This window comes from Methanosarcina barkeri MS (genome assembly GCF_000970025.1).
GTDB lineage: Archaea > Halobacteriota > Methanosarcinia > Methanosarcinales > Methanosarcinaceae > Methanosarcina > Methanosarcina barkeri.
Map to the genome: position 1 here is coordinate 2830926 of NZ_CP009528.1, position 25309 is coordinate 2856234.

22 protein-coding genes are annotated in these 25309 nt (G+C 38.8%); 8 read left to right on the plus strand and 14 right to left on the minus strand.

The genetic code is table 11. The features are described from left to right. Positions 1–79: 79 nt before the first annotated feature. Together rpiA and aspS are read right to left on the minus strand one after the other, a co-directional pair. On the minus strand, positions 80–778 hold the full coding sequence (gene rpiA / locus MSBRM_RS11395) for a ribose 5-phosphate isomerase A (protein WP_048116741.1): 699 nt from the start codon (positions 776–778) through the stop codon (positions 80–82). Positions 779–900: 122 nt separating this feature from the next. Beyond that, positions 901–2235 carry an aspartate--tRNA(Asn) ligase gene (gene aspS, locus MSBRM_RS11400; RefSeq protein WP_048116738.1) on the minus strand — a complete coding sequence of 445 codons (1335 nt, stop codon included), beginning with the start codon at positions 2233–2235 and terminating at the stop codon, positions 901–903. Positions 2236–3022: 787 nt separating this feature from the next. Here aspS and MSBRM_RS11405 point away from each other — a divergent pair. From MSBRM_RS11405 to MSBRM_RS11420, 4 genes are all read left to right on the plus strand, one after another. Further along, on the plus strand, positions 3023–3760 hold the full coding sequence (locus tag MSBRM_RS11405; RefSeq protein ID WP_080941432.1) for a metallophosphoesterase family protein: 738 nt from the start codon (positions 3023–3025) through the stop codon (positions 3758–3760). A gap of 717 nt (positions 3761–4477) precedes the next feature. Beyond that, positions 4478–5887 (plus strand): ammonium transporter, encoded by a 1410-nt coding sequence (locus MSBRM_RS11410; RefSeq protein ID WP_052712868.1) that lies wholly within the window; start codon positions 4478–4480, stop codon positions 5885–5887. Between the two features lies 1 nt (position 5888). Continuing rightward, positions 5889–6236, plus strand: coding sequence for a P-II family nitrogen regulator (locus MSBRM_RS11415; protein ID WP_048116732.1), 348 nt, complete (start codon positions 5889–5891; stop codon positions 6234–6236). 65 nt (positions 6237–6301) lie between these two features. Then, the gene (locus MSBRM_RS11420; RefSeq protein WP_048116729.1) at positions 6302–6730 is read left to right on the plus strand and encodes a hypothetical protein; all 429 of its coding nucleotides are present in this window, start codon (positions 6302–6304) and stop codon (positions 6728–6730) included. A gap of 432 nt (positions 6731–7162) precedes the next feature. Here the strand turns inward: MSBRM_RS11420 and modB are convergent, their stop codons facing one another. The 10 genes from modB to MSBRM_RS11475 all read right to left on the minus strand — a co-directional run bounded on the left by modB (position 7163) and on the right by MSBRM_RS11475 (position 19009). After that, positions 7163–7867 (minus strand): molybdate ABC transporter permease subunit, encoded by a 705-nt coding sequence (gene modB / locus MSBRM_RS11425; protein WP_048116727.1) that lies wholly within the window; start codon positions 7865–7867, stop codon positions 7163–7165. A 21-nt stretch (positions 7868–7888) separates the two neighbouring features. Continuing rightward, positions 7889–8746 (minus strand): molybdate ABC transporter substrate-binding protein, encoded by an 858-nt coding sequence (gene modA / locus MSBRM_RS11430; protein WP_048155774.1) that lies wholly within the window; start codon positions 8744–8746, stop codon positions 7889–7891. 421 nt (positions 8747–9167) lie between these two features. Continuing rightward, positions 9168–10040, minus strand: coding sequence for a YihY/virulence factor BrkB family protein (locus tag MSBRM_RS11435; RefSeq protein ID WP_230629086.1), 873 nt, complete (start codon positions 10038–10040; stop codon positions 9168–9170). A gap of 507 nt (positions 10041–10547) precedes the next feature. Beyond that, the gene (locus MSBRM_RS11440) at positions 10548–11372 is read right to left on the minus strand and encodes an energy-coupling factor ABC transporter ATP-binding protein (protein WP_048116723.1); all 825 of its coding nucleotides are present in this window, start codon (positions 11370–11372) and stop codon (positions 10548–10550) included. A gap of 7 nt (positions 11373–11379) precedes the next feature. Further along, positions 11380–12261 (minus strand): cobalt ECF transporter T component CbiQ, encoded by an 882-nt coding sequence (gene cbiQ / locus MSBRM_RS11445; protein ID WP_230629084.1) that lies wholly within the window; start codon positions 12259–12261, stop codon positions 11380–11382. A 363-nt stretch (positions 12262–12624) separates the two neighbouring features. Next, entirely contained in the window at positions 12625–12939 is a 315-nt protein-coding gene (locus tag MSBRM_RS21415; RefSeq protein ID WP_048116715.1) for a PDGLE domain-containing protein, read from the minus strand. A gap of 9 nt (positions 12940–12948) precedes the next feature. Continuing rightward, positions 12949–13668, minus strand: a complete 720-nt coding sequence (gene cbiM / locus MSBRM_RS11455; RefSeq protein WP_048116713.1) for a cobalt transporter CbiM — start codon at positions 13666–13668, stop codon at positions 12949–12951. Positions 13669–15131: 1463 nt separating this feature from the next. Continuing rightward, positions 15132–16685 carry a flippase gene (locus MSBRM_RS11465; RefSeq protein ID WP_048116711.1) on the minus strand — a complete coding sequence of 518 codons (1554 nt, stop codon included), beginning with the start codon at positions 16683–16685 and terminating at the stop codon, positions 15132–15134. A gap of 21 nt (positions 16686–16706) precedes the next feature. After that, complete coding sequence (locus MSBRM_RS11470; RefSeq protein ID WP_048116708.1) at positions 16707–17099, minus strand: hypothetical protein; 393 nt, start codon at positions 17097–17099, stop codon at positions 16707–16709. A 1361-nt stretch (positions 17100–18460) separates the two neighbouring features. Further along, complete coding sequence (locus MSBRM_RS11475; RefSeq protein ID WP_048116705.1) at positions 18461–19009, minus strand: hypothetical protein; 549 nt, start codon at positions 19007–19009, stop codon at positions 18461–18463. Positions 19010–19368: 359 nt separating this feature from the next. On the opposite strand from MSBRM_RS11475, the gene MSBRM_RS20875 reads away from it, so the two are divergent. Beyond that, positions 19369–19647 (plus strand): hypothetical protein, encoded by a 279-nt coding sequence (locus MSBRM_RS20875; RefSeq protein WP_141706472.1) that lies wholly within the window; start codon positions 19369–19371, stop codon positions 19645–19647. 226 nt (positions 19648–19873) lie between these two features. Here the strand turns inward: MSBRM_RS20875 and MSBRM_RS11485 are convergent, their stop codons facing one another. Both MSBRM_RS11485 and MSBRM_RS11490 read right to left on the minus strand, forming a co-directional pair. Further along, on the minus strand, positions 19874–20389 hold the full coding sequence (locus tag MSBRM_RS11485; RefSeq protein WP_048116699.1) for an NUDIX domain-containing protein: 516 nt from the start codon (positions 20387–20389) through the stop codon (positions 19874–19876). Positions 20390–20632: 243 nt separating this feature from the next. Continuing rightward, positions 20633–21430: a class I SAM-dependent methyltransferase gene (locus tag MSBRM_RS11490; protein ID WP_048116696.1), complete on the minus strand. Its 798-nt coding sequence runs from the start codon at positions 21428–21430 to the stop codon at positions 20633–20635. A 387-nt stretch (positions 21431–21817) separates the two neighbouring features. Between MSBRM_RS11490 and MSBRM_RS22225 the strand changes: the two genes are divergently transcribed. From MSBRM_RS22225 to nikR, 3 genes are all read left to right on the plus strand, one after another. After that, positions 21818–22135, plus strand: a complete 318-nt coding sequence (locus MSBRM_RS22225; protein ID WP_048155781.1) for a hypothetical protein — start codon at positions 21818–21820, stop codon at positions 22133–22135. Between the two features lie 280 nt (positions 22136–22415). Then, entirely contained in the window at positions 22416–23594 is a 1179-nt protein-coding gene (locus MSBRM_RS11500; protein WP_230668858.1) for a hypothetical protein, read from the plus strand. 531 nt (positions 23595–24125) lie between these two features. Beyond that, on the plus strand, positions 24126–24542 hold the full coding sequence (gene nikR, locus MSBRM_RS11505; RefSeq protein WP_048122695.1) for a nickel-responsive transcriptional regulator NikR: 417 nt from the start codon (positions 24126–24128) through the stop codon (positions 24540–24542). Positions 24543–25309 lie beyond the last annotated feature (767 nt).

Consider the following 25309-nt stretch of genomic DNA (forward strand, 5'->3'; position numbering starts at 1 on the left):
AACTGATAATACTTCTATAAAAACATACCGGGTATATTTCGATTCTAGAAGATGAAACACTCATAATTCCTGATTACTTTCACTTCCTGACTATCTTCACTGATCCGTCTTTTTTCCCGATATAGAGGTCGTCCACATTGGAAAAAATTCCATGCTCAACAACTCCCGGAATTGAAGATAGTTGAAGGGCCAGACCTTCAGGATCATTTATTACACCGAAATCTGCATCAAGTACAAAGTTTCCATTGTCGGTTATCACAGGCCCATCTTTTCTCAGAGCTAACCTCAGCTCAGGTTTTCCTCCCAGATCTTTTATTTTTTTAATCACAAGAGTTTTTGCAAAGGGTAGAACCTCAACCGGCACAGGTTTATCAAGCTGGGTGCTCGTTTTTGATTCGTCGGCTACGACCAGAAAACGTCTTGCAGATGTCGATACTATCTTTTCCCGAGTATGAGCAGCTCCACCGCCTTTGATTGCGTACAGCTTTGAATCAATCTGATCTGCCCCATCAATGGCGATGTCCAGTTCCGGATGCTGGGAAAGGGTTGCCAAAGGGATGCCGGCTTCTATAGCAAGCGTTTCAGACTGGTATGAAGTGACAACACCCAGAATTTCGAGCTCCTCTTCTCTGACCCGCCTGCCGAGTTCTTTTATCGTATATGCAACTGTTGAGCCCGTTCCAAGCCCCACAACCATTCCCGATTCTACCATCCGAGATGCAGCGATGCCAGCTGCACGTTTTTCCGGGGAATCGGTAGATATATTTCTTTCTGTCATGTTATGTTCCCTTCCGGTTAGAATCCTGAAAAAGTTATGAAATCTCTAAACTGGAGATTAAACTGGAAATTTTTAAACTGGAGGTTAAACTGGAAACGTTTAAACTCCAAAAAGAAGGGATTTCAGGGAGAAAGTCTTCTCCTGTCCCTGGGGAAGAGTACAGTGTCCCTGATATTCTCGGTTCCGAGCATGGTCATGATAAAACGTTCGCAGCCCATGCCCCAGCCTGCATGAGGAGGCATGCCGTATTCGAAAGCCTTAAGGTAGAACTCAAAGCCCTCAGGGTTGAGGCCCTGTGATTCTATCCGGCTCTTAAGCAAGTCAGGAATATGGATACGCTGAGCTCCAGAGGAGAGTTCCATTGTGCGGTGCATCATATCAAATGATTTGCTGAACTCCGGCCTGTCCTCATAAGGCATAGCATAGAACGGTTTAATCTCAGTAGGCCAGTCAATAATGAAATAGTGGGATTCCCCTGTTGTCTCGTAGACGTAATTGCCCACAATATGCTCTCCGAGTGTGCCAAGGTCATCTCCCCAGTGCATTTTCTCTTCCGAGCGGGCGTTTATGATCTCCATTACTTCATCATAGGTGAGCTTAAGGAAAGGAGTTTTCGGGACTTTGAGCTCAACCCCAAGTGTTTCAAGAGAAGGCTTGCACTTCTCAATAACCTGGGCATAAGCGTAAGCCACAAGGTTTTCTAGAATTTCCATTACATCAAAGTGGTCTGCAAAGCTGACCTCGACATCGATAGAAGTAGCTTCGTTCAAGTGCCTGCGGGTGTCGTGCTCTTCAGCCCTGAAAATGGGACCAATCTCAAAGACCCTGTCAAAACCACCGCTCATAAGGATTTGTTTGAAGAGCTGAGGACTCTGGTTCAAAAAAGCTTCCCTGTCGAAGTAAGTGATCGGGAAAAGTGCAGTGCCGCCCTCAGTTGCCGTTGCCACGATCTTGGGGGTTGCTGTTTCGAGAAATCCATTTTTCGCAAAGTATTCCCTGATTGCCTGGAGAGCCTGGTGCCTTATCTTGAAAACCGCAGTAGTCTCAGCCCGCCTGAGGTCAATGAACCGCGAGTCCAGCCTAGTATCCAGTTCAGCTTCCACTTTGCCTGTAGTATCCATTGGCAATGGAGAATTTGCAACATTCAGAACAGTGATCTCCTCAGGAAGCAGCTCGTATCCGTTCGGAGCTTTCTCTTCGAATTTAACAGAACCGGTTACTGAAATTACTGATTCGCGTACAAGCCTTCTTGCAGCATCAAACAGCTCTTTATCGATCTTTTTCTTTACAAGAGTGACCTGAGCCTTTCCTTCCCGGTCTCGGAGCACTACAAAACAGATCCCTCCGAGGTCTCTTACCTCATGGACCCAGCCTGCCAAAGTAATTTTCTGACCGTTGTCAACTTTTTCGGGTTTAACATCGGCTGTATAATGTGTTCTAAGTTTTGCTAATGACATAAATTCACCTTAATTGTGGGGTAAATTAAATGAAAAATGTAAGAATGAAGCTGAAACGTAGGTGAATAGTCATAACTCATTATTAATGTATTTGTTGCACCGCCCGAGTCCCATCACCCGAGTTCCGTCTCGGGAGGACGGGGCCCTTTTCGCTCACTTCGTTCGCTCAAGAGGGCTGAACTATAATGAAGATACTGAGCTGATCCAAGAGAGCTGATTTTACCTAATATAACCGTTAACCGGCTTAACGAAAAACCTTTGTGGAAAGGTTTGAATAAAAACCCTTGGCAACATTTGAGTTTAAGAGCCTTATTCTCAAACCTTTTCTGGCGTGATTAAACGGCTCAACAGTTGTGAGTCAACGGGTTGCGGGTCAACAGTTGTAGGTCAACAGTTGTAGATCAATGCTTTTACAAGTCGCCTAATTTAAAAAGTAGACTCCTTCTATCCGACCCGTTTGGTATTTTTTGACAAATGAATGAAACGAAGTCTGCCGCACGCCCGGCTACTGGTAGAAAATAGGCTGAAATGAGCTGTGTGCATATCGGATAATTTAGGTTTATAATTTTTATAGACATTGTCCATGAATAATCATTAGGTAAATATTTATAGTATCCAAATAAGGTTTTGAGAGATAAACTGCCTTTTTTAACGAATTATAATTAGATACTTGTAAATATGTAGATTTTGAGAGATAGCTATATATAATGGTACAGAATTTCTGTGCTCTGAATATAAGAGATTCAATATATATTACAAAATTAAGAAAATCAGAGGAAGAAAAATTATACAGATTGTACATCTTTCAGATATCCATTATTCAGATGCGTACTTTGTTCCTGAGATTGCAGAGTCTATGGTTGACGGTATAAACCAGCTGGAGCCGAACCTTGTCGTGATTACAGGTGACCTGACCGAGAATGGGTTTTCAGCAGAATATGATGGAGTAAAGCGGTTTATTGACAAGATTGAATGTAAAAATAAAATTCTGGTCCCGGGAAATCATGATTCGAAAAATGCAGGATATGTGCACTTTGAAGATCTCTTTACAGACAGGTACTTTTCACGGAATTTTGAGAATGTTACGGTTGTCGGGGCTGATTCTTCACAGCCCGATCTTGATGAAGGTCATCTGGGCAGGGAAAACTATGGCTGGATCAAAGAAGCCTTTTCAGGGGAAAAATTCAAGGTTTTTGCCATGCACCACCACCTTGTACCTATACCTCTTGCAGGCAGGGAAAACACTGTCCTTGTAGATGCAGGCGATGTGCTCGAACTTCTGAACCGCTGCAAGGTGAATCTTGTTCTCTGCGGGCACTGCCACATTCCCTGGGTCTGGAACCTCAATAATATGCTTGTAGTAAATGCAGGTACCTTTTGTTCTTCCAAAACAAGAGGAAAGACAAAGCAATGTTATAACCTCATCCAGGCCGACAACGAGAATCACGATGGAGACTGGAAAGTCCGGGTATCCAGAGTCTTTTCAAAAGGAGATCGGGAACTGGTCACTGAAACAGTAATGTAAAAGGCCTTACACATTTCAAAATTTATATCTATTTTCCTTTTTCCTTTTCCTTTTACTTTTACTTTTACTTTCTTTTTTCCTTTTAATTACTCTTAGAGACAAAGAGTTAGGAAAAAACGTCCAGAATGCCGTAAATAAAACGAAGTATTACGTGCTTTTTTATCTCTTTCGTACATTGACTCTTTCAAAATATTCCACTAGCACTTGAGGAAATACTCAATAAATCGCTAAAAAATGTATATAAACTGGGATTTCAGTCTTCATATTAAGGAAATCTGGCAAAAGAAGATTTGACTATTTTTAAGAAATCAAGCAGGAGTCACGGCAATATATCCAATTTTTAAGACTTGCACAGGCGCATACAATTTGAGTTTGTACGTTTCAGCCTTTTGTAGCTGATTTGAAAAGCTTTTATACAAAACTAAAAAATTAGGGATCTTCGTTGCTTTGTGTGGATATTCTTACAATGACCTCCTAAAAACCAATGCAGTCTCGAATTGAAAATCGTCTTATTCATAGAGAATGACTAAGAGCCAAAATTAGTTTCCATCAAAAACAATGTCTTTTACTTATTTCTGAATATGCGTAGCAGAGAACTCATTAACTAATTTAATATATCTGTATTGTAATATTTATTGCATGTAATCGAAAAGTATTTATATAATAGAGTAGTCAACCGGTTACTGGTTTCCGGTGAAGAAAAGGAGGCAAAAAAATATGGTGAAAAAGATGGAAAGACTAAAAAAATTATCAATAGTTACGTTTGTTCTACTTATAGCACTGGTTTCACCAGCTCTTGCAGTAACGTCTGATCAAAATGCAGCGTCGATTGAGGAAATAAAGACTACGCTAACGTTTATGTGGTTGTTACTGGCAAGTGGACTGGTATTCTTTATGCATGCAGGTTTCTCGCTCGTGGAAACGGGACTTACGAGAAGTAAAAATACCGCCAACATTCTGATGAAAAACTTCATGACTGTTGTCCTGGGTATTCTCGTCTACTGGGCTGTTGGCTGGGGCATAATGTATGGAGCTGATGCCGCAGGCTTACTAGGAACCAATCAGTTCTTCCTGGCAGGTGCGGACAATGCAACTTGGAACTCATGGTTCTTCCAAATGGTTTTCGCGGCTACTGGTGCGACTATAGTTTCAGGGGCAATGGCTGAGAGAACCAATTTTAAGGCGTATCTTGTCTACTGCGTCATGATGGTAGCCGTAATTTACCCTATATACGGTCACTGGGTCTGGAGCGGAGCGGACATGGCTCTCTTAAGTGGCGCCGATAGCCCAATAGTAAAAGCAATAGGAGTGGCAAGTCATGACTTTGCCGGTTCTGGAGTTGTACATTCAATAGGAGGATATTCTGCCCTTGCAGGTGTGATTCTTGTGGGCGCAAGGATAGGGAGATTTAAAAACGGAAAACCCGTACCTATTCCAGGTCACAACCTGACTATTACCTTCCTGGGAACTCTGATCCTGGCTCTCGGATGGCTGGGATTCAACGGAGGAAGTACCCTCAATGCAAATGATCCTTATATGAACCTGGTAGTAGTCAACACCTTCCTTGCAGCCGCTGTAGGAGCTCTTACGGTCATGATTATTACCTGGGTAAAGACCGGAAAGCCAGATCCGTCCCTCACCGCAAACGGGCTTCTCGGCGGGCTTGTAGCAGTTACCGCCCCATGTGGATCGATATCAAACTGGGCAGCCCTGGTGATCGGTCTTGTTGCCGGGATAATAATTTATGTAGGTGTCATGTTTAATGAAAACAAACTAAAGCTGGATGACCCTGTAGGTGCAATTGCAGTGCATGGATATTGTGGAAGCTGGGGACTTATCTCTGTTGGGCTATTTTCCATAGGGATGGGAAACGGGATTCTTGCAGATGCCACGTACGCTGCTGCAGTACCAGGACTCTTCTACGGTGGAGGAATCAGCTTACTGCTTATCCAGCTTGTATCCGTACTGGTAACCATGGTCTGGGGATTTGGTATCTCGTATATAATCTTCAAAATCCTCGATGCCGTAATAGGGCTTAGAGTATCGGAAGAAGAAGAAATCATGGGCCTTGATATCAGTGAACACGGAATCAGAGCATATCCCGAATACCTGATGAGGGAGGAATAACATGACTAAAATGTATAAAATCGAAGCAATAATAAAACCCATGAAACTGCATGAGGTAAAAGATGCCCTTGAAGAAGCCGGGTATCCTAGCTTAACAGTAACTGATGTCAAAGGACGTGGACAGCAGAAAGGAATCGTACAGCAGTGGAGAGGTAAAAAATATTGTGTGGATCTTCTTCCCAAAACCAAAATAGAGATCGCAGCCCCTGAGGACAAAATTGAAGAGATTATGAAAATTATTCAGAGTTCAGCGTATACTGGAGAAATTGGAGACGGAAAGATATTTGTCACCCCCATTGAAACTGTAGTTAGAATAAGAACTGGAGAAAGAAATGGAGATGCTCTTTAAACTGCATCTCCTTTTTTTCATTTACAATTATATTTTAACAACTTTAGGAATCAGGTAGAAGAACTATGAACGCGTTAAAATCTGAAACTCCGACATTTGAAGTCCCCCATAGATATGGGATGCCTGTAATCAATTTATACTTTTACGTAGGGTTGATTTCCGCCATCCTGTTAAGAAGTATAATTATAGCTGATCACTACAGCGCATTCTGGGGAAAAGCAATCTGGTATATTGGAGTAGTGGGTTACCTCTGGTTCTTCACACACCGATACCATATTGCAAAGAGAAGGTTTGTCGTTGTCAAAAACCTGAACCTGCTGGAAAAAGTCCAGAGTCGACAGAACCTTTCGGATAAAGACCTTGAAGGACTGGAATATTTGCTAAGCAGTCTTTCGATATCAAAAGAACGTGCAAATTACCTTATCATTTCAGTGCTTTCAATTGTTGCAATAGTGGTGTCCCTGGGCCTTGATCTGGGAATTTTGAAGCTCTAAATGAGATATATTAATCATATCCTCATTAATAGAGAATTTCATACTGTCATTACTTTAGGAGTGCAAAAGGTCGCGAAACTTTCTCTTCAGGTGAGAGATAAAACTACCCTTCACGACCTTTTTATCTTTTTAGATATATTATAGGACTGTTTAAATGTCACTCTTGTTCAAAGTACTACTACCTTAGTCGTTTCCATTTTAGTCAGTTCAGGAATTAGATTCCGTGGTTACTGAAACGCGTTTGAAAAGTATTTTTTCCAAGATCCTATGACAAAAAAAGTACGATAAATTCATTTTCCATTTCGAAGCTGAAGTTAAGCTCGAAGCCGAAGTCAAGCGTAAAAGCCTTCTTAGCAATGCTTTTCTTAATTCCTTCAGCTTCATAGCAACATTTTCTTATGTTAAATTAAAACTCAAGTTTATACCTCAAGCTTATACCTCTAACTTTCCTCTGCTAGCAATTTTTCCAGTAAGAGCAATGGACAGCAAGGACATAAAGACCAGGATCAACACAAGCAGATTGGCAAGTTCGTTATTGCCTGCCTGAAAAGCGCTGTATATTGAAAGCGACATTGTGTTCGTTTTTCCCGGGATATTTCCTGCAAGCATGAGAGTAGCGCCAAATTCTCCGACAGCTCGTGCAAAACTGAGCACCAGACCTGCCAGAATGCCCTTTTTTGCAAGGGGCAAGGTTATCAGGAAAGCGGTTTCAATTTCACTTCTCCCAAGAACGTAGGCTGCATATTCAAGCTCTTTGTCCACGGCTTCAATGGCTGCTTGTGCAGTTCTTACCATAAGTGGGAGGGAAACCGTATAAGCCGCAATAACCCCAGCTTGCCAGGTGAACATGACCCCTGTGCCAAAAAAATTGTAAATGAAATGGCCAAAAAGTCCGTTTCTACCTACAAGCATAACCAGAAGATATCCAATTACAGTGGGAGGAAGAACTAGAGGAAGTGTTACTAACAATTCTGCAAGCTCTTTTCCCCGAAAATCACGCCTTGCAAATATATAAGCCAGGAATACTCCGCTGCACAGTACAAGAAAGGAAGAGATGGCAGCTATCCGGAATGTAATAGATACAGGAAACCATATCTTAGATACAGGAAACCATATCTTGTCCATCATGTAGATCATTTTTTGTTTTTAACTTATTTTTTATTCGGATTCTGGAGTAAATCCGTATTTTTCCAGTATTTTCTGTCCTTCTTCTCCAGTTACGAAATCCACGAATTCCTGTGCCTCTTCTTTGTTATCGGAATCAGAAACCACAGCTATAGGATAACTGATAGAAGTATTTACAGGGACAGTAGCAACGATATTTATAGTTCCGGGGTCTGCGGTCTTTGCATCGGTCATATACACAAAGCCTGCATCTACTTCTCCTCTTTCCACATATGTAAGTACTTGTTTGACATCTTCGGCAAGTATAGTCTTATCTTTTAACTGGTCCCAGAGGCCTGCTTCGGTCAATGCCTGAGTTGTATATTTGCCTACAGGGGCAGTTTCTGGATTTCCAATGCTGATTTTTCCCACATCTGAGGCTGTCAAGTCTTTTATTCCAGTTATATTGAGGTCGCTGTTTGCAGGGACTATGAGCACAAGGGAATTCTCAGCAAAGTCTTCCCTTGTACTGTTGTCGATAAGGGTCTCATTGGCAAGTATGTCCATGTGGTTCTGGTTAGCCGAAGCAAAAACATCAACTGGAGCTCCTCCTTCAATCTGCTGACGTAGACTCCCTGACCCTGCAAAATTTAAATTCACATCTGTGCCAGGGTTTTCGGTTTCAAACTGGGATTCCATATCCGTAAAGGCTTCGGTAAGGCTGGCAGCTGCAGATACTGTTATAGCGTCAGGGTTCTGCCCAGAAACCGAAGTTTCATTTGCGACTGGGGCACTCGTTTCATTTGCGACTGGAGTGCTCGTTTCGTTTGTAGCTTCATTTCCATTACCAGTACATCCTATTGCAAGGAATACGCCTAATACTACTAGCAGAACTATCAGTTCTTTTCTCACGATTACACCTACTCAAAATATTATTATAATTAAGTACTTACGCGGTTGAACTCAGAATCGAGAACAATGAACTCTCGGTAGTATAATCACTTTTTTGTTTTTTTCTACCGTATCCTTTCAAAGTAATATTATGTTATAGATCGTGTAAGTCAGATGATATATGACAAACAATGCGTTATGTTCAATAAGACATAACGCTTTTTCCTCATTTCTTTAATAGTATAAGAAGATTCCCGGTGCCGGTCTCAAGGAGGATTTTAAGATCGACTAATGGCTAGTTTACGATCAGATTATCTCTTCAACAAATTGTTTTATAACAGGATTTCATGGACACCGAGATTTCATGAAAAACGAATAGTAAAAATAAAAACAGGATCAAGATTTAAAGAATAATTAGACCTTATTTTCAGAGCTAGCATTTTTAAGATTCCGAATAAACTTTTGTGAACTCCGCACCAAGCGTAATCATAATTGAGGAATAGTAAAATAGAAGAAATAACCCTATGATAGACCCTATTGCTCCATAGACATTTGTTGGGTTACTGTATGCAATAAAAAGTACAATAACGTATTTTCCTATTGTTACAAGAACTGCGGTTACGAAAGCCCCAACAAAAATCGATTTTAAGTCAAAACTCTTATCTGGAAGCACTCTATACACAAGTATGAAAAACAGTACAAGAATAAGGAAGCCGGCTATTGAACCTGTATAATCAGCAATTATGGGTGAAAATGGTAGAAATTGTTGAAACAATTTTGAAGCCGCATAAAGAAATCCTTCAACAAATATACTCATTGCGAGCAGTCCTCCAAAGAGTATAACAATAACAAAGGACATGATTGCGTCCCTGATAAAGTCTTTAATGTTGCTTGATTCAGTGGGTTTGATATCCCATGCTCTTTCAAGGAAATTTTTTAATTGCCTGAAAACATTACTTGCACTCCAGAGAAGAAAGATAAAACCTATCAACGCGCTTATTGAAAGAGAATTAATTTCCGGAATACGTTCAAAAAGTAGAATTATCATATTGATAATTCTCTCATCAGTAGCTCCTTGCAGGTTGTTTATTATTTTACTCTGGAGATTTTCAGATTTCAAAAAAATACTTCCTATGGATACTGAAAATAATAAGAGAGCAGGAAGACTCAGTACAAAATAATACGCCAGCGCGGCGCTGTAAGTCATTGCATTATCTTCCATCCATTCCGTTATTGTTCTGGTAACCAGATTTTTTAAGTACCCCAGGCTCATACTTTCCCCTATTTCATAAGGCACTGCACTTTTATTAAACATCTCTTATTAAATTTTTATAAAAATTATCTGTTTCTGCGAAGGATAAAGTAAAAACGAGATATAGGGAAGAATGAACAAAGAAATATATAGGGAAAAATGAACAAAGAAATATATAGGGAAGAAATAAAATCAAAGAAATAGTTAGAATATTTTCTTAATGTACACTACATAAAAAATGACAATCCGTCACATAAGAACAGTTATCGCCGAAGAATTATTCATTTGTATTCGGTTAAGGAATCCAGTGACGTTAATTCGGTCAAGGAGTTCAGTGACGTTAATTCGGTCAAGGGATCCAGTGACGTTAAAACGCCTACTGCAATCATTTATGCATCTTGATTTACATTTTATATGTTTATACATTATATGTTTACGGAAGCTATATATTTACAGAAACGGCAACAAAAATAACATTTCTATAGATTATATCTTAACCGAATACTGGACAAATATCAAATTATGTAATAATCAAGCACAGTTTATTAAATCGTATAAAGCAATTCAATTTTAGTGCTCGTGTATATGCTCTCTATAGTGAACATGCAGATGTTCGTGCACAAGCTTGCCATGAACGTGCATGTGTTCATGGATAAGATTTGTAGTAAGTAAAAGTTCCCTGTTATTGAGTACTGTTTCCACATTTCCGTCCACAACAATTCTATGATCTTCGCCCATAACTATGGCTCTTTTGCTAATCTGCTCTACTGTTTCAAGATCATGAGTAGCGGTAATTATCGTCTTTCCCGCTTTCCCAAGCTCCTGCAATAGCTCTACTAACCAGAGCTGAGTCCTTGGATCCAATCCTGCGGTGGGCTCATCCAATAAAAGGACATCCGGGTTATTAGCCAAAACAGCTGCTATACAGACTTTTTTCTTCTCTCCTCCGCTCAGGGTATGAGGAGATCGGTCTTTAAGCTTGGTAATCCCAATCATCTCCAGGACTTCCATCACTCTGGTTTTAACTTCTTCCGGAGTCATATTGAGCTGCATGGGTCCAAAGGCAACTTCTTCATAAACTGTGGAAGAGAAGAGTTGTACATCTGAGTTCTGAAAGACAAATCCTACTCTTTTCCTGAAATAAGACCTAAATTCATTATCTTTAATGGCATCGAAAACATCTTCGCTTATCTGATTGTCAAAAGCATAGAATTCTCCCAAAGTAGGATATATAAGTCCATCTAGAAGGGTCAGTAGAGTCGATTTCCCACTGCCATTAGAGCCCATTATAGAGATTTGCTCACCTGGCTTTACTTTGAAGCTGATATCATTTAATGCATTTATTTTTCCAACATATGTATATGATACATTTTTCACATCAAAAATTGTTTCCATGTTCATATCACCTTATGATGTTATGGGAGATCAACACTAGCAATACACTCATGGATACCGCAATTGCTCCTGAAATGTAATCGCGATTGCGCATTTTGAACTCCTGCATTATCTTAACATCACCATTGTACCCTCTGGACATCATGGCTGCATGAACTTTTTCACTTGTATCCAGAGACCTTATTAGCGTATAGCCGATTCGTCCACCAACCCATTTCTGCTCCTCGAACATGCCTCCAGTCTTTATGGTTCTGGCTTTCTTGGCAATATATATCTCCCGCACCATATCAGTTAGCAAAAAAATGTATCTGTAGGCCATCTCCAGCGTGAAAACATAGATTTTAGGAACTCCCACCGAGCGCAGGGATTTAAAAAGAACCTTCTGAGGTGTGGTGAGAAAAAGCAAAACTACGGCAGATACGCATGCTGCGACACGCATTATAAATATCACAGCAAAATTAACGCCCTGTTTGGTGATGTATATGCTATCTGGAAGTGAAAATGGTCCCAGGTGTGCCCCAGAGCCCAGATAAACTAACCTGATAAGAGGATCTCCTGGAAAAAAGACATTGAAAATCATTGGTATGGCAATGATTCCTGCAAAAATTGGTATGAAGAGCCACACCCGCTTGATAAAGAATAAAACATCGATCTTGCTGAGATATGCAAAAAGCAGAGTAAGCATATAAACAAAGATCAGTAATCTCAGGTCTCCGATTAAACTCGTTGCGAATATCACGGCCAGGATGGAAATCAGCTTGGCTCTAGGGTCCAAACTCTGGAGGAAACCATCGCGTTTAGAGAAGCTATCTGAGACAAAAGCTTCTTCCAAAAAGCCAAAGATTCCGTCAATCGTCTTTCCTATGAAACCCTTCTTACCGTGATGCACCGCTGAGCACCGGCATGGACCGGTATCTGTTTTTGTCATCCAATCTGGGATCATTGTTCACCCGCTTTAAAACCTGAATTCCAGCTAGTATTAAAATATGATATGAGTTAATTAAAAATAAACAAAAATTAAAATTATAAAAAGGTGTCGATTTTATACAAAATTTTAGATTACATAAGTCATCGGGAAACGAATTTTACATAGAGAGAACCAAATTATAGAGAATTTCAATAAATCTCATATTTACCAATTTTTTATAAGTATTATAAACAATCCATCAAACTCGCAGGTTTATTGAAATTCTCACAATACCAAGTATTTGGTTTTCAATTTATAGCAAGCTCACAATAATATTTAAAGAGTTTAATTTTTGGCGGCTTTTTTTCCTATAAAATACAGGAGGCCACCGCCGATTACTACACCTATCACTGCTGACAGAATATATGCTACAGAAGACATACTCATCGACTCATCGCCACCCACAAAAGCATAATCAGGCATTGGAGCGCTCCAAAGATCCGAGAGCTCTTCAAGTCCTGGAGGCACAAAACCAAGCTTCTCCTTGACCTCTTCAGGCCCCCATTCACCGAAGGTTTCACCAACGGCCAAAAGACCCAGTGGTGCAAAAATCATAAGTATTATCAAGCCAATGCTTAAGTTTCTTATTATTTTCTCCATGTTCTCACCTCAGGCTGTGACTGCCTTCTTCATTTTACCCTTCTGCACTTCTGATTTTTCTCTATAAAATAGAGACACATCCGTTCTCTGGATATAGGCAAAAATAATTGCGGTAATCACTGCTTCCAGAATGCTAAATCCAAAAGCATGTTCTATTACCATGGCAGGAACAGTTACACTCAATGGGTAGGGCATATACAGTGGGGTTCCAGCAGCCGTGTGTTGCAAGATAGGCTGTATTCCGAATTCAACACCTGTACAGAAAGCTGCTATGGTCAGAGAACACCAACCAGCTATAGCCGAAGCAATAATTCTCTTAGAGGACGTGATATCAGAATTTCCGCTAATAAGCTTATAAACATAATAACCGACAAAGGGTATTACAACTCCCATATTGAAGCAATTCGCGGCTATGGCCGTAATTCCTCCATCACCGAATATCAATGCCTGCAATACCAGAGTTACAGAAATAGCTATCACTCCTGCCCAGGGACCGAGAACGATGCCGATAATTGCGCCTCCAACGGCGTGACCCGTGCTACCTCCTGGAATAGGTACATTGAACATCATTATTACAAATGAAAAAGCAGCTGATAGTGCCAGCAGAGGGACCTGTCTGGACTTAAGTTCTGTGTTCAGTTTTTTTCCGGCATAATACCATATCGGGATCATAATAATCCAAAACGCGACATAGGTATACGGCCCTAGATATCCATCTGGAATATGCATTTTTCTTTCTTCCCTTATTTATTTTTAAAAATTATAACTGAGAATCTTTATTTTGACGAGTAATTTTATATAATTTAGAATATTTTTTGAAAGAAAGGGAATTCAGCTTCTTTATATATTTTACAACATTTTGCTAGTTATTTTTCTGAACAGTGTCCTGACATGGCAGGATTGTTCTATATTACTTATATATATTTTGGTATTACTTTTTTTGATAAATTAATATCTTACATATAATTCAATATCCATATTTAATCCGTAAATAAAATTAAGTGCTCTTATCTCTATTTTTTATATCCAAATAGTTATTATTAAATGATTTTATATCATCTTTGTAAAAATTCTATTTATAAATCAACATTAAAAGGCTGAAAAGACGTGAGTAAAAATAGATCAAACCATTCAGTTCAAATTAATGGAGATTTTTTAGGGAATTTTTACGGGTCCTTATGTCCTTCTTTAATTATCTGAACCTTATCCCTATCTGCTTTCACAGACAGGGTGAAAAGAAATTCAGGTACTTAAACTATTCAGGAGGTAGTTTAAGTTTTGTGTCTGTTCGCAAGAGACATATTTACCTATACTACTAATGATATTTAACACTTACTTTTTGTTTTTTATTACTAGATCTTATTTTTTTCTGTTACGTTGTTACATATTTGACGAACTCAATTTGAAGAAATCAGTTTGAAGAAATCAGTTTGAAGAAATCAGTTTGAAGAAATCAGTTTGAAGAAATTAGTTTCTTGGGCGTTTACTGTTTAACAATGGCTGGCAAAATGGCTGGCAAATATTGAACATGAGTGGAGAGCCTTAAATTAAGAAAATTTTTCAATATATCCGTTCTCAAAACCTTAAAATCAGCATTTTCGAGGGTAATAAAGACTCACTTGCAGAGCTCGATTGGGATTCTGTACTGGGTAGCAGGGCTCGCTGAACCTAAAAAACGCATCTTCAGGAACTTCCATTCGATTATAAAAAATAGAAAACCAGAATCTGAAAAATCTATTTCAGTGTGCTACCGTGACTACAGTGGTATGAGACAGTTGCTCTATTGGCCACCCCAACCAGAATATATCAAAAGGTTCCGAAAAATAAAAGATATTTATCCAGATGAAAAGATAAATAACACCCTGGTCTTCCCGGAGTGTGAATAACATTCCAAAAATTGAGATCTTATGAAATTAATATTTAAGTTAATCCCAAAAATTATAATTGTGTCTCTGAACCTCGTATTTGGAATAATCAATAGAGTTCCAGATCATAAAACCTAGTTTTGGAACTCTCACTGATTTTATAGTTCTGGAACTTCATTGATTTGAGAATAAAATTGGTTTTGGGATGAACTATTATAGCACTGTCTGTATCTTCGTTTTGACATTTTCACTTTAATCCATGAAGGTTCGGGTTTCTGATACTCTTCAAAATAAAAGATTACTAGCTTTTCCCTGCACAGAATTAAATTATAATGCAAGGGTCTTGAGTGATTCAGGAATGCGGAGGCTGATTCTGTACCTGAAATTCTTCTGGATCTCGCATATCATCTTCATTTCAGCACTGTTAAGGATTTTTGCGCGGTGGACGATCAGGAAATACCCGACTATGAAAGTTGCGTACTCCCAGAGTGCTCCGGTAAGTAGATGAGCATTCTTGGCTGCGAGCATGGACCCGACCATCAAGATAACGATGAAAGTTAATCTTCGGTACATCGAGGTGAAAGGATGCATATTCTGCTTCCTCCAGGCCCTTAAAGTCATCAGGACTTCGATGGATGAAAAGGACACTGCAGTCCCTATGGCTGCACCTACCATCCCATACTCAGGTATAAGCATGAAGTTGACTGCAACATTAATGCCTGCACTTGCTACTGAGCACTTCATAAGGAAGTCCGAATCACCAGAGGCTAACAGAGTATGGTAGTTAAATCCAAAGTACGAATTTGCTATGAACCCCAGGGCAAGGATACGCAAGGCAATGGCACCGCTCACATATTGCTCTCCATAGAGCTTTGTAATAAAGTATTCGGGATACACGAATATGAGTGCAAAGAGAGGGAATGTAAGAAGGAAGCACCATTTAGTCATTATCTCATAAATTGAGCCAAGTGGAGCAGTCTCGTTTTGACCCCAAAGCCTGGACGTAACAGGGACATAAACAAAGCCCATGGAAGATACCACCAGAGACAAAAATCCTACAATAGGATATACTGCATTGTAAATTCCAACGATCTCGGCCGACTTGAAATATCCTAGCATTATTGTGTCTATCCAGCTCATAATGTTGAGCAGAGTTGCAGTTATCAAGAGTGGAAACGAATATCTTATTAACTGCCTGGTTGTGCCACCGAACTGAATTTTTCGTTCCTGTTTGACTGCCCTCTTGATTGGAGGCCTCTTTATGAAGTACACGGACATTATGCCGAAGGTAAAGATCATTGAGAGCAGATCCGCAAACACGACTCCCTTCAGAGAAGCATTGATAAATACGGCAACTGTGGCAAACCCAAGTAGAGATACCGGCCTTACGATGTTATAGAAGTACATGTTAACATTCGTACGGTCGAATCCTCTGTAGATCGCTACTGTCAGGTTCAGGAGTATGGTAAACGGAACTGCAAAGATGAGGGTCTTCACTACGGACAGGACTTTGCCCTGTGCATCAAAGCCATTTCCTGCCAGAGTATGGAACAGGGAAGGTGACACCAGAATTGAAAGCAAGCCTGCAATCAAGCCCATAATCATGGCTGAGATTATTAGTTCATGCACCTTCTGCTCCTCATGCCTGCCCCTGAAAAACGCAATATATCTTGGGACTCCTTCATTGAGTCCAAGAGTTGCAACTGCACCTGTAACTGAGATCACAGTAAGTGCAAGAGCATATGTGCCAAAATCGGCTGGCGCGAGATGTGAAGTGAGTACTTTTTTGGTGATAATGTCGAGAAGCATTCCGATGAAGGTTCCTGCAAGTATTACACCGGAACCTGCCACTATCCGGTTGACCGAGTCGTTAACTGACATGTTAACACCGTTTTACTGCGTTTAGTTCCCGACTCTCTGGGTCAACGGGCAGGAGCAATGTTCGGTTGCCTTGCCAGTGACTACTTGTAAAACGTTCTCAGTCAACTGAAGGTTAAAGCCTGAAAAGTCTTTTTTTGCAGTTTGAAGGGAGAATAAGCCTACTTTTCCAGCTTTGAAGGATAAGCCTGTTTTTCCAGCCTTGAGGGTACTGCCAGATAGGGTACTGTTACTGTATGTAATGAAAAATCTCATTTTGGGATTTAGAGTTTCAAAGTTAGCTATTTCGAATTTCTGTAAACAGATGTAAATTTTAAATTTGTCTATATATCGGCCTTTTTGCTCAACTTTTTGTCTGGCTACCCCTTTCTGAGCTTCCAAGACAAGGTCTATTTCGGGTTTCGTGATAAGCTGCATGATTTATTACGACCTTTAGGATTGGATCGGAGCTAAATCTTGGATTGGATCGTGGGGTCAACTTCCAGGTTGGATCAAGGGTTGAATCCTGTTGGGTCCCAAACTGATTCGAATGCGGATCTTGGGCTAATCCTCGGTTAGGTGCCGATATTCGAAGCTGATTTTGGGCTAAGTCAGGAGGATCCCTGTTGGATCGCAGGTTGGATTGAGTAAAATCCAGAAGACCCCTGTTGGATTGCAGGTTGGATTTTGGTTTGAATCGTAGGTTTGGAAATGGGTTGAATCCAGTGTAGGACCTCAGTGAGTTGCAGGGTGAATCCTGGGTAAGATTCATGGCTGGGGTATGGAAGACGGATCTGGGTTTTACCCGCCTTGCATTAATTCTGATTTGCTTCTGCTAATTTGCCTCTTAATTCAATGAACGCTTTGTCTGTTTTTCGAAGCTTGGAATCTGTTTTTGCATTTCTGGAACAGCTTACGAAACTCATCGGGTCTTTTTTTCGAACTCCACAAGCGTCCGTAACTAATTTAGCCTTCAGAGGGCTGACAGAGCAAATTTCGGATTATGTCGTTTTTTCTGAAACTTGAAGGAGAAAAACTAAATATATATTTTTTAAAGTTTCCCCAAGATTTCCACGAAGTACCTCATCGACTTAATATAAAAGCTTTTTGGAATCATCCCGTTATTATCATAATGGGGTAAAATAGCGACCTGAAGGAAATCTTATTTAATATGTGTTCTGTTAGAGATCGGTCAGAGATCGGCTGGATTCCGTTTCTCGACTTTTGCAGCTTAAACCAGAAGCAATTTTTAAAGCGATCAAATACTTCAGATTGAAAAAATACGTCCTTAAAGAGGTTTTAAACTTTCCAAAAACCCGGTTTACCCATTCCGGATAATCCCAATTTCTTTTATTCGGTCAGGAACAATCCTGATGGAAAGAAGTTTTTGTCGGTATTATTCAAATACAGCCGGGATCGAGAAAATATTTTCGAAGATAAATATCTCAAAACGAATCTGTCTAAAGATTAGTATCAATTATTTGAATTATTTTTTATAATTTCGCTGAAAATATTCAGGCTGATACTCAAAAAATATAATAATTTAACTTTTATATAAATAGAAATTCATCAGTACAGAAAAAATAAAAAGTCTTCAGCGGTATGAGGTAAATAAGAGTTCACAAGAATCCTCAATTCGCTCTTCAAAATCATACAAAAAGAAAAATTAATCTGCCGACAGGAACATCGGCTTAAAGTCATTAAATAATATCAACCTGAATAGCTGACCTGAATATTGCCAAAAATTTTCATTTGAGCTTGCAAATTTAGTAACATTCTCTGATTTTAGTATCGCAGTCTCAGTCAAAAAGCTCTGCCATTGCTTTTACACTTTTGAACATCTCGACAATCATAGGCGTGGTACTATTAGGTTCTCCAAGAGTCGAATTGGCAGCTTCGATCATGTTGTCAGGGTATATGAGGCTTGAATTAAGCCGTTCCATATTTTCGTTTAAAGGAACAAGAGAATTTTCCGTCTCACTCAAATTTTCAGGGTCTGATTCCATCACACCAAGTATGGAATTCGTTGTTGCTATGCCTGCCTCTGTCCCTCCGATTGTAGGCTGCAAAAATGGATATTCCTCAACGCGTGCGTTCAGGGTTCTATCTATGAGGTTAAGGTTGAGGTCAAGCATCTGAAGCATGGATGTGAGAAAACGGAAGTTTAGGCCTATTTCCTGATCCATTAGTTCATTTTCGTCACACATTGATGTGAAATCTGTTTCATTGTTTTCATCTTCAAAATTAGTCTCCGCTACATCAGTTACTGCAGATGAAATTGGAAGCGTTGACAGAATGACCAAGAAGCTTGCAGCTATCCTCAGGTAAAAAACCTTGGCTCTTTTCATAATAATTCCCCCCACTATTACTTATCCAGTACTTATCCAGTTTAGTAAAATTACTTCCTCTCTAAAAATACTCACACTTGTCTATAAAAACGCAACGATTCATATAAAATAATGTAGCAGGTTGAAAATATTGCAGGTCGTTTTGGAACAAAAATTTATAGGAGAAGAAACATATATTTGAACATATTAAACTATCAAAAAAAAGAGTTAAGGATATTTTGAAAGAGTTTGGTAATTTTCCAACAAGAATTTTAATCTCAAAAAAGGTTGGTTTTAAGTCTAGTTTGGCTAAATACCGGAAGTTTTGCCCTATTCGAGATTATTTTATTAAATTCATTGAGTCGTTAAGGGTGAAAATTATGAGAAAAAAACAATTCGCAATCGCTTGTACTTTCTTACTTATAATAGCCCATATGTTCAGGCGATGGAAACAAATGCAAAAATCTCTTGTCTGGAAAGGATTTTTAAGTGAATCCATGTGGGTCGAAGGTTATGGAGATCTATCGTCCTTCAAGAAATTAGTTTTTTGGATGAATTATCCTTTCTCCTATGCTAGATATTTATGGGATGTTGTATGGGATCGTATTGACAGATTGTATTTTAGATATTCAAGAGCAAGATCACTAAATAAGGATTGAATTCCAAAAGATTTGAACTTCTCAAAGTATAATATATTTAGAGATTAAAATCCCCTCAGTTCTTGTGGAAATTGGCATGAGCAAATGCAATAAGGGAAGATCGAATTACCAACAGTGTAAATGATTGTAGACCTGTACAGCTTCCTTTTTCATTGATATCCCGAAACATTTACGGTAAGCATAGTCTCATAAGTTTTCTCTCTAGATCATCAAACTGTGTCAAAGTTTAAAATAATGTAGTTTGCCTGTATCTTTTCTTTTCTAAGGGTTCTTTCTTTTGAGAGTAATTTATAATGCCCATAAGCCTATCAATAAAACCTATTTGTTCTTTTCGTATTTTTTTCTTAGCGAGCTCAATATCAAACCAGCCTGCTCTATCGACCTCGGGATACTCGTGTACTTTCCCGGAGTTTTTCGGCCACTCAAGCGGAAATGTATTACTTACAACATTTGATATATCCAGGTCTTTTTCAAGAGCCCATACATGGACTATCTTCTTTCTAGATTGGTTCAACTCTCCCAGATCAATAAACTCGCCGTCAGCCTCAAAACCTGTTTCTTCTTTAAATTCTCTTTTTGCCGTGTCCAGAGGTTTTTCGTGCCCTTCGGGTAGCCCTTTGGGTATTGACCACACTCCGTAGTCTTTGTTTGCCCAAAATGGCCCGCCTGGGTGAACCAGCATCACTTCGAGTATCTCATTCCTGAACCTGAATAAAAGAATGCCATTACTATGAACACGCACTTTTCTACTTCCTTTCCAAACTGCTTTAATCTTAATGTTTCATAATAAATTCATTTCATAACGAAATCATTTCATAATGAACTCATAGACGCTACATTGTAAAATGAGGCAAAATTCGGAATAAAACTGGAATTTCATTCTTGTTTGACATTCCGGTATCATTCGACACTCCGGAATCATTTGACATTTGCATCGTTTGCTTTAGTATTTATTTAGCCAAGAAAATATAAATTTACTGAGAAATTATTTAATGGCTGTGCCTTTAAAAAAGGTATAACAAAACGTGCCTTCTTGCCCTGCAGTCCGGTAAAGGTCGCTAATACCTTTATTCCACGTTTTTTCATCGATCATCTTTAGCTCCAGTGCCTGCTCCCTGACTCCCTCGACCATCGCAGTAAAAGTATTCTTCGTAAATCCTTCTACCAGATCGGGTTTACTCGAATCAACATATACCATTCTGGGGGAGACATTCACATTTTTAAAACCAGCTCGATTCAACAGCGGGTAGATTTCTCTACCTATGAGGGAATTACCTCCCAGAAGTTCCTGGATATCGATCAGGCACTTTATTGCTTGCATAGCTTCATCGCTCCTGGGATAAAAATAGCTTGAGCCGTGATCTCCTTCTATGACAGTTATCGTGCCCTCTTTTTTGAGTACCTTTTTCACCGACAATAAGGCATCAAGAGGGTTCTTAAGGTGTTCAAGTACAAAGCATATGAAAATATGGTCAAAAGTCTCGTCTTCATAGGGCAGAGAGAAAATATTAGCTACCTGAAAATCAACATTCTCCACCCCTTCTTTTTTAACCAATTGTCTTGCTTTTTCTACCGATTCATCTGAAATATCAATTGATGTGATGCTGGCTTCGGGACTGTTTCTGCTCAGTATGACTGTCTGCGCGCCCACACCGCAACCGGCCTCAAGCACTTTGCTTCCCGGAGGATATATGGTATCACTATGTAATAGCGCGGTGAGTGTATTTGCCTGGTCATGAAGTCGAGAATTTTCTCTATTAGAATATCCGTGTACGTAATCCATTTTATCAACCGAATTTCATAATAATTGCTTTTCTGCTGCTAATTTGTCCTTTGATGTACTTATATGTACAAGATTTTAGTACTAAACAAGTTTTACTATAAATGCTATTATAACTGCTCTATTTCTCTAAATATTTTGGATTTTGACCAAATGTGAAAACATATTAGATAGATATGATCAAATTTAAAAATATATAACATATTTTTGCATTCTTTCTCTTCGAAATGGAGATGGAACCCAAAATTAAACGGAGGAAGAAACATAGCGAACAAATCTACGGATGTATGCCCCTATCAGAAAGCCTGGACCCTTGAAAACTGGGTTCGTAGATTTTTGCAAAACCCTTACAAAATCGCTGGCAAATATGTCTAAGAAGGTCAGGTTGGTATGGATCTGGGATGCGGCCCGGGTTTCTTTTCTCTGGCAATGGCGAAGCTGGTTGGTGAAAACGGAAAGGTCATTTCGGTAAAGGTCATTTCGGTAAAGGTCATTTCGGTAAAGGTCATTTCGGTAAAGGTCATTTCGGTAAAGGTCATTTCGGTAAAGGTCATTTCGGTAAAGGTCATTTCGGTAAAGGTCATTTCGGTAAAGGTCATTTCGGTGGATGTTCAGGATGAGATGCTTCAGATATTAAAGTGTAAAAGTGAGCGTGAAGGGCTTAGTTCTCGCATCGTTCTTCATAAAATTAGTTTTAAAGGTTTTTGATAAATCGATAGCATTAGGGAAATTAAATGAATTTTTGCGTTTACCTGCAGAAAGCAGGGTAAAGTCATAAATCTTGTTTGTGTCATATTTTTCTATGTACTTTTAATATATTAATAATCCGCAATATTCATATTTTGTGACAACTCTTTAAATATTCAAACTATATTTGTTACTTGTTTGTTACAGTCAGTTTTTGAGGGGGGACACTGTGATTAAAAATGTTGAATATAGAATTATTCTAATTTTTCTTTTATTAGTTCTGTTTTTACAGATATCAAATATGGCGGCTGCAGAAAAACCTGCGGAACAATGGAACAGGTCTTTTGGTGGAAATGGTGAAGATAGTGCCTGGTGTATTCAACAGACTTCAGACGGTGGGTATATAGTGGCAGGCACAACGGCTTCATACGGCAAAGGTATAGAAGGTTATCCGGATGCCTGGCTTATTAAGGTTGATAAAAGTGGGAATATGCAGTGGAATAAAACTTATGGGGGAACTTATTTTGATGAAGGATACTTCACCCGACAAACTTCAGACGGCAGTTATGTGTTGTCAGGTTACACATTTCCTTCTGGTTATGCCGAACCATGGCTGATCAAGACAGACAAAAAAGGAAACGAGATGTGGAATAGAGTATCTGATAATATTACTCATTGGGATTACCTTCAGTACAGGGCTGAACGTACTTCTGATGGTGGATACGTAATTGGCGGTATAGTCGAATATGAGATCGGAGAGCGGGATGATCTGGTTCTGGTCGATTATGATATTATGATAACTAAGTATGACATGAGTGGCAATAAGCAGTGGAACAATACCTTTGGCAAAAATCATAGTCTTGAAACATTGAACTTTCTATTAGATCCTGTTAAGCAGACTTCTGATTGCGGATATGTAATTGCCAGTGCTACTATCTCAAATCAATCAAGTAACTATGATATCTGGCTTATAAAGACTGACGAGTATGGTAAGGAGCAGTGGAATAAGACCTTTGGCGGACCTATGGATGACTCTGCTTTTTCTATCTCGCTTACTTCAGATAATGGTTATGTGTTGGCCGGAATGTATAATGACTCATGGACCCTTGAGACTGATGGTAACGCGTTCATAATGAAAACAGACAGTGAAGGTAATCAGGAATGGATAAAAGAATTCAGAAACTGTACGCTATATTCCGTTCAACAGACTTCAGATGGTGGATATGTAGCTGCGGGCGTTAAAAACGAGAACGCATGGTTAGTTAAGTTGTCAAGCGATGAAAAAAATGCTAAGTATGAAACCGGAAAAAATATCGAATCTGAGAATTGTGAAGATACTGAATTTGAGAATGGCAAGGATACTGAATCGGAAAATGGAAAAAGTATTGATTCTGGTAATACATTAGATAGCTTCTCTGCCCAGGTAAGACATTACATTTGCGATATATTCAGGGAGATATTCCAGTGGAACTATACTTAAAGGGACTACTATACTTGAAGAGGCTACTATACTTAAAGGGACTACTTAAAGGGACTACTTAAAGGGAAACTTTTCTTGAGAAAATCACATTCCTGTTTTTAATGCAGTGTTGCAAGCTTCAAATCTTTTAAAATTCCTGGGTATTATGTCTACTCCCCTTTTTCTGCTTTTCCAAACAAACTTTGGAGTATTTCGATCCATCAAGAGCAAACTTATTTCCAATTAACGCCAAGAAGGATAAGAATCCGTATTTTATTAAACAATGGCACGAAAAAGTTATATACATCGTTCAGAAGTTTTAGTCAAACCTCATTTTAACTCCGTATGCCGAGAATAGATCATTTTTCTATACAAAAAATGGCTATACTACTTTATGTCGGTTCTACATTACTAAAGTGTCCTTTGGTCATAATTTTATAATTAATATATTTATTTTATATTAATACCTACATGAAAAAAGCATATATAGTAATACATACAATAAATAATGTAACATTTAGATCTAAATTAAACTGTATGGTGGGTATTATGATAGAAACAGAACTTATGAGGATAGGTGTCTCTCTTCCAGATACCCTTCTGAATAAATTCGATGAAATCGTTGAGAAAAGAGGTTATTCTTCCCGCTCGGAAGGCATGAGAGATGCTATCAGGAGTTATATTTACCATTATGAATGGATAAACGACGTTAAGGGCTATCGTATAGGAACAATTGCGGTTATTTATGACAACAAGAGAAAAGACCTTGCAAATGTTTTAACAAATATCCAGCATAACTATTCTCACCTGATAAGATCTTCAGTGCATGTTTACCTTGATCGTGAAAATTGTTTTGAACTAATTTTTCTCAATGGAAAAGGTGAAGATATTGCAGAACTTACTGAATCTATAATAGCCTTGAAAGGAGTCAAATTTTCAAAACTTACAACTATATCATTAAATAAATAATGAACTTATAGGTATATTTTGAGAAGTATACTCTGAGCTCATCCCAAAACCAGCTTTATACTAAGAACTGATAAGAATTTAAGACCTATTCCCGTGATCAGAAACTCATTGATTATTCTTAATTCCATATTCGGAGAAGCAGTTTTGAGTTATGGAATAGGTTCTCTTATAAACAAGTATATTCTTCCTTTTAAGAAGCATTGGCCTGGATGAGTTTTAAACTATTGAATACTAAGTAAAATAGGAAATTTTGAACTCAAATTTGAACGCGAAAACACCTGAAATTCCTCACCCGCTGCACATACAGGTAAAGAATTCAGGAGTTATGCGTTCAATTCACAGATTTAGGAGGCTTTTCTATTTTTGTCTGTTCGCTTAGACATAGATACATACGACAAACTGTTATTTAACACTTTTCATTACATTTGTGATATTTGATATTATTATATTGAAAACTTGTATTACTAATTTTAGGTCAACATTCAGGAAAAAACACTTTAACTTTTACAGTACCTGAGAAATATGAAGTTAATAACCTTAGTAGGACAGTGTTAACTAATTTATATTTAATAGTTTTCTTCTTTTTTGGTTCAATTGGGCTTGACAATTTTTATAAGTTTAAAAAAATTTATTATATATTCTATGTAATTCCATGCTTTTTTACTACAATCAAGATTGTAACGGGGACGCGAACATATCCCCATTGCTTGTAGGGGTGCGCCAGCGCAACGAGAGTAACAATATTCTCAAAATACAAAAATAGGCAA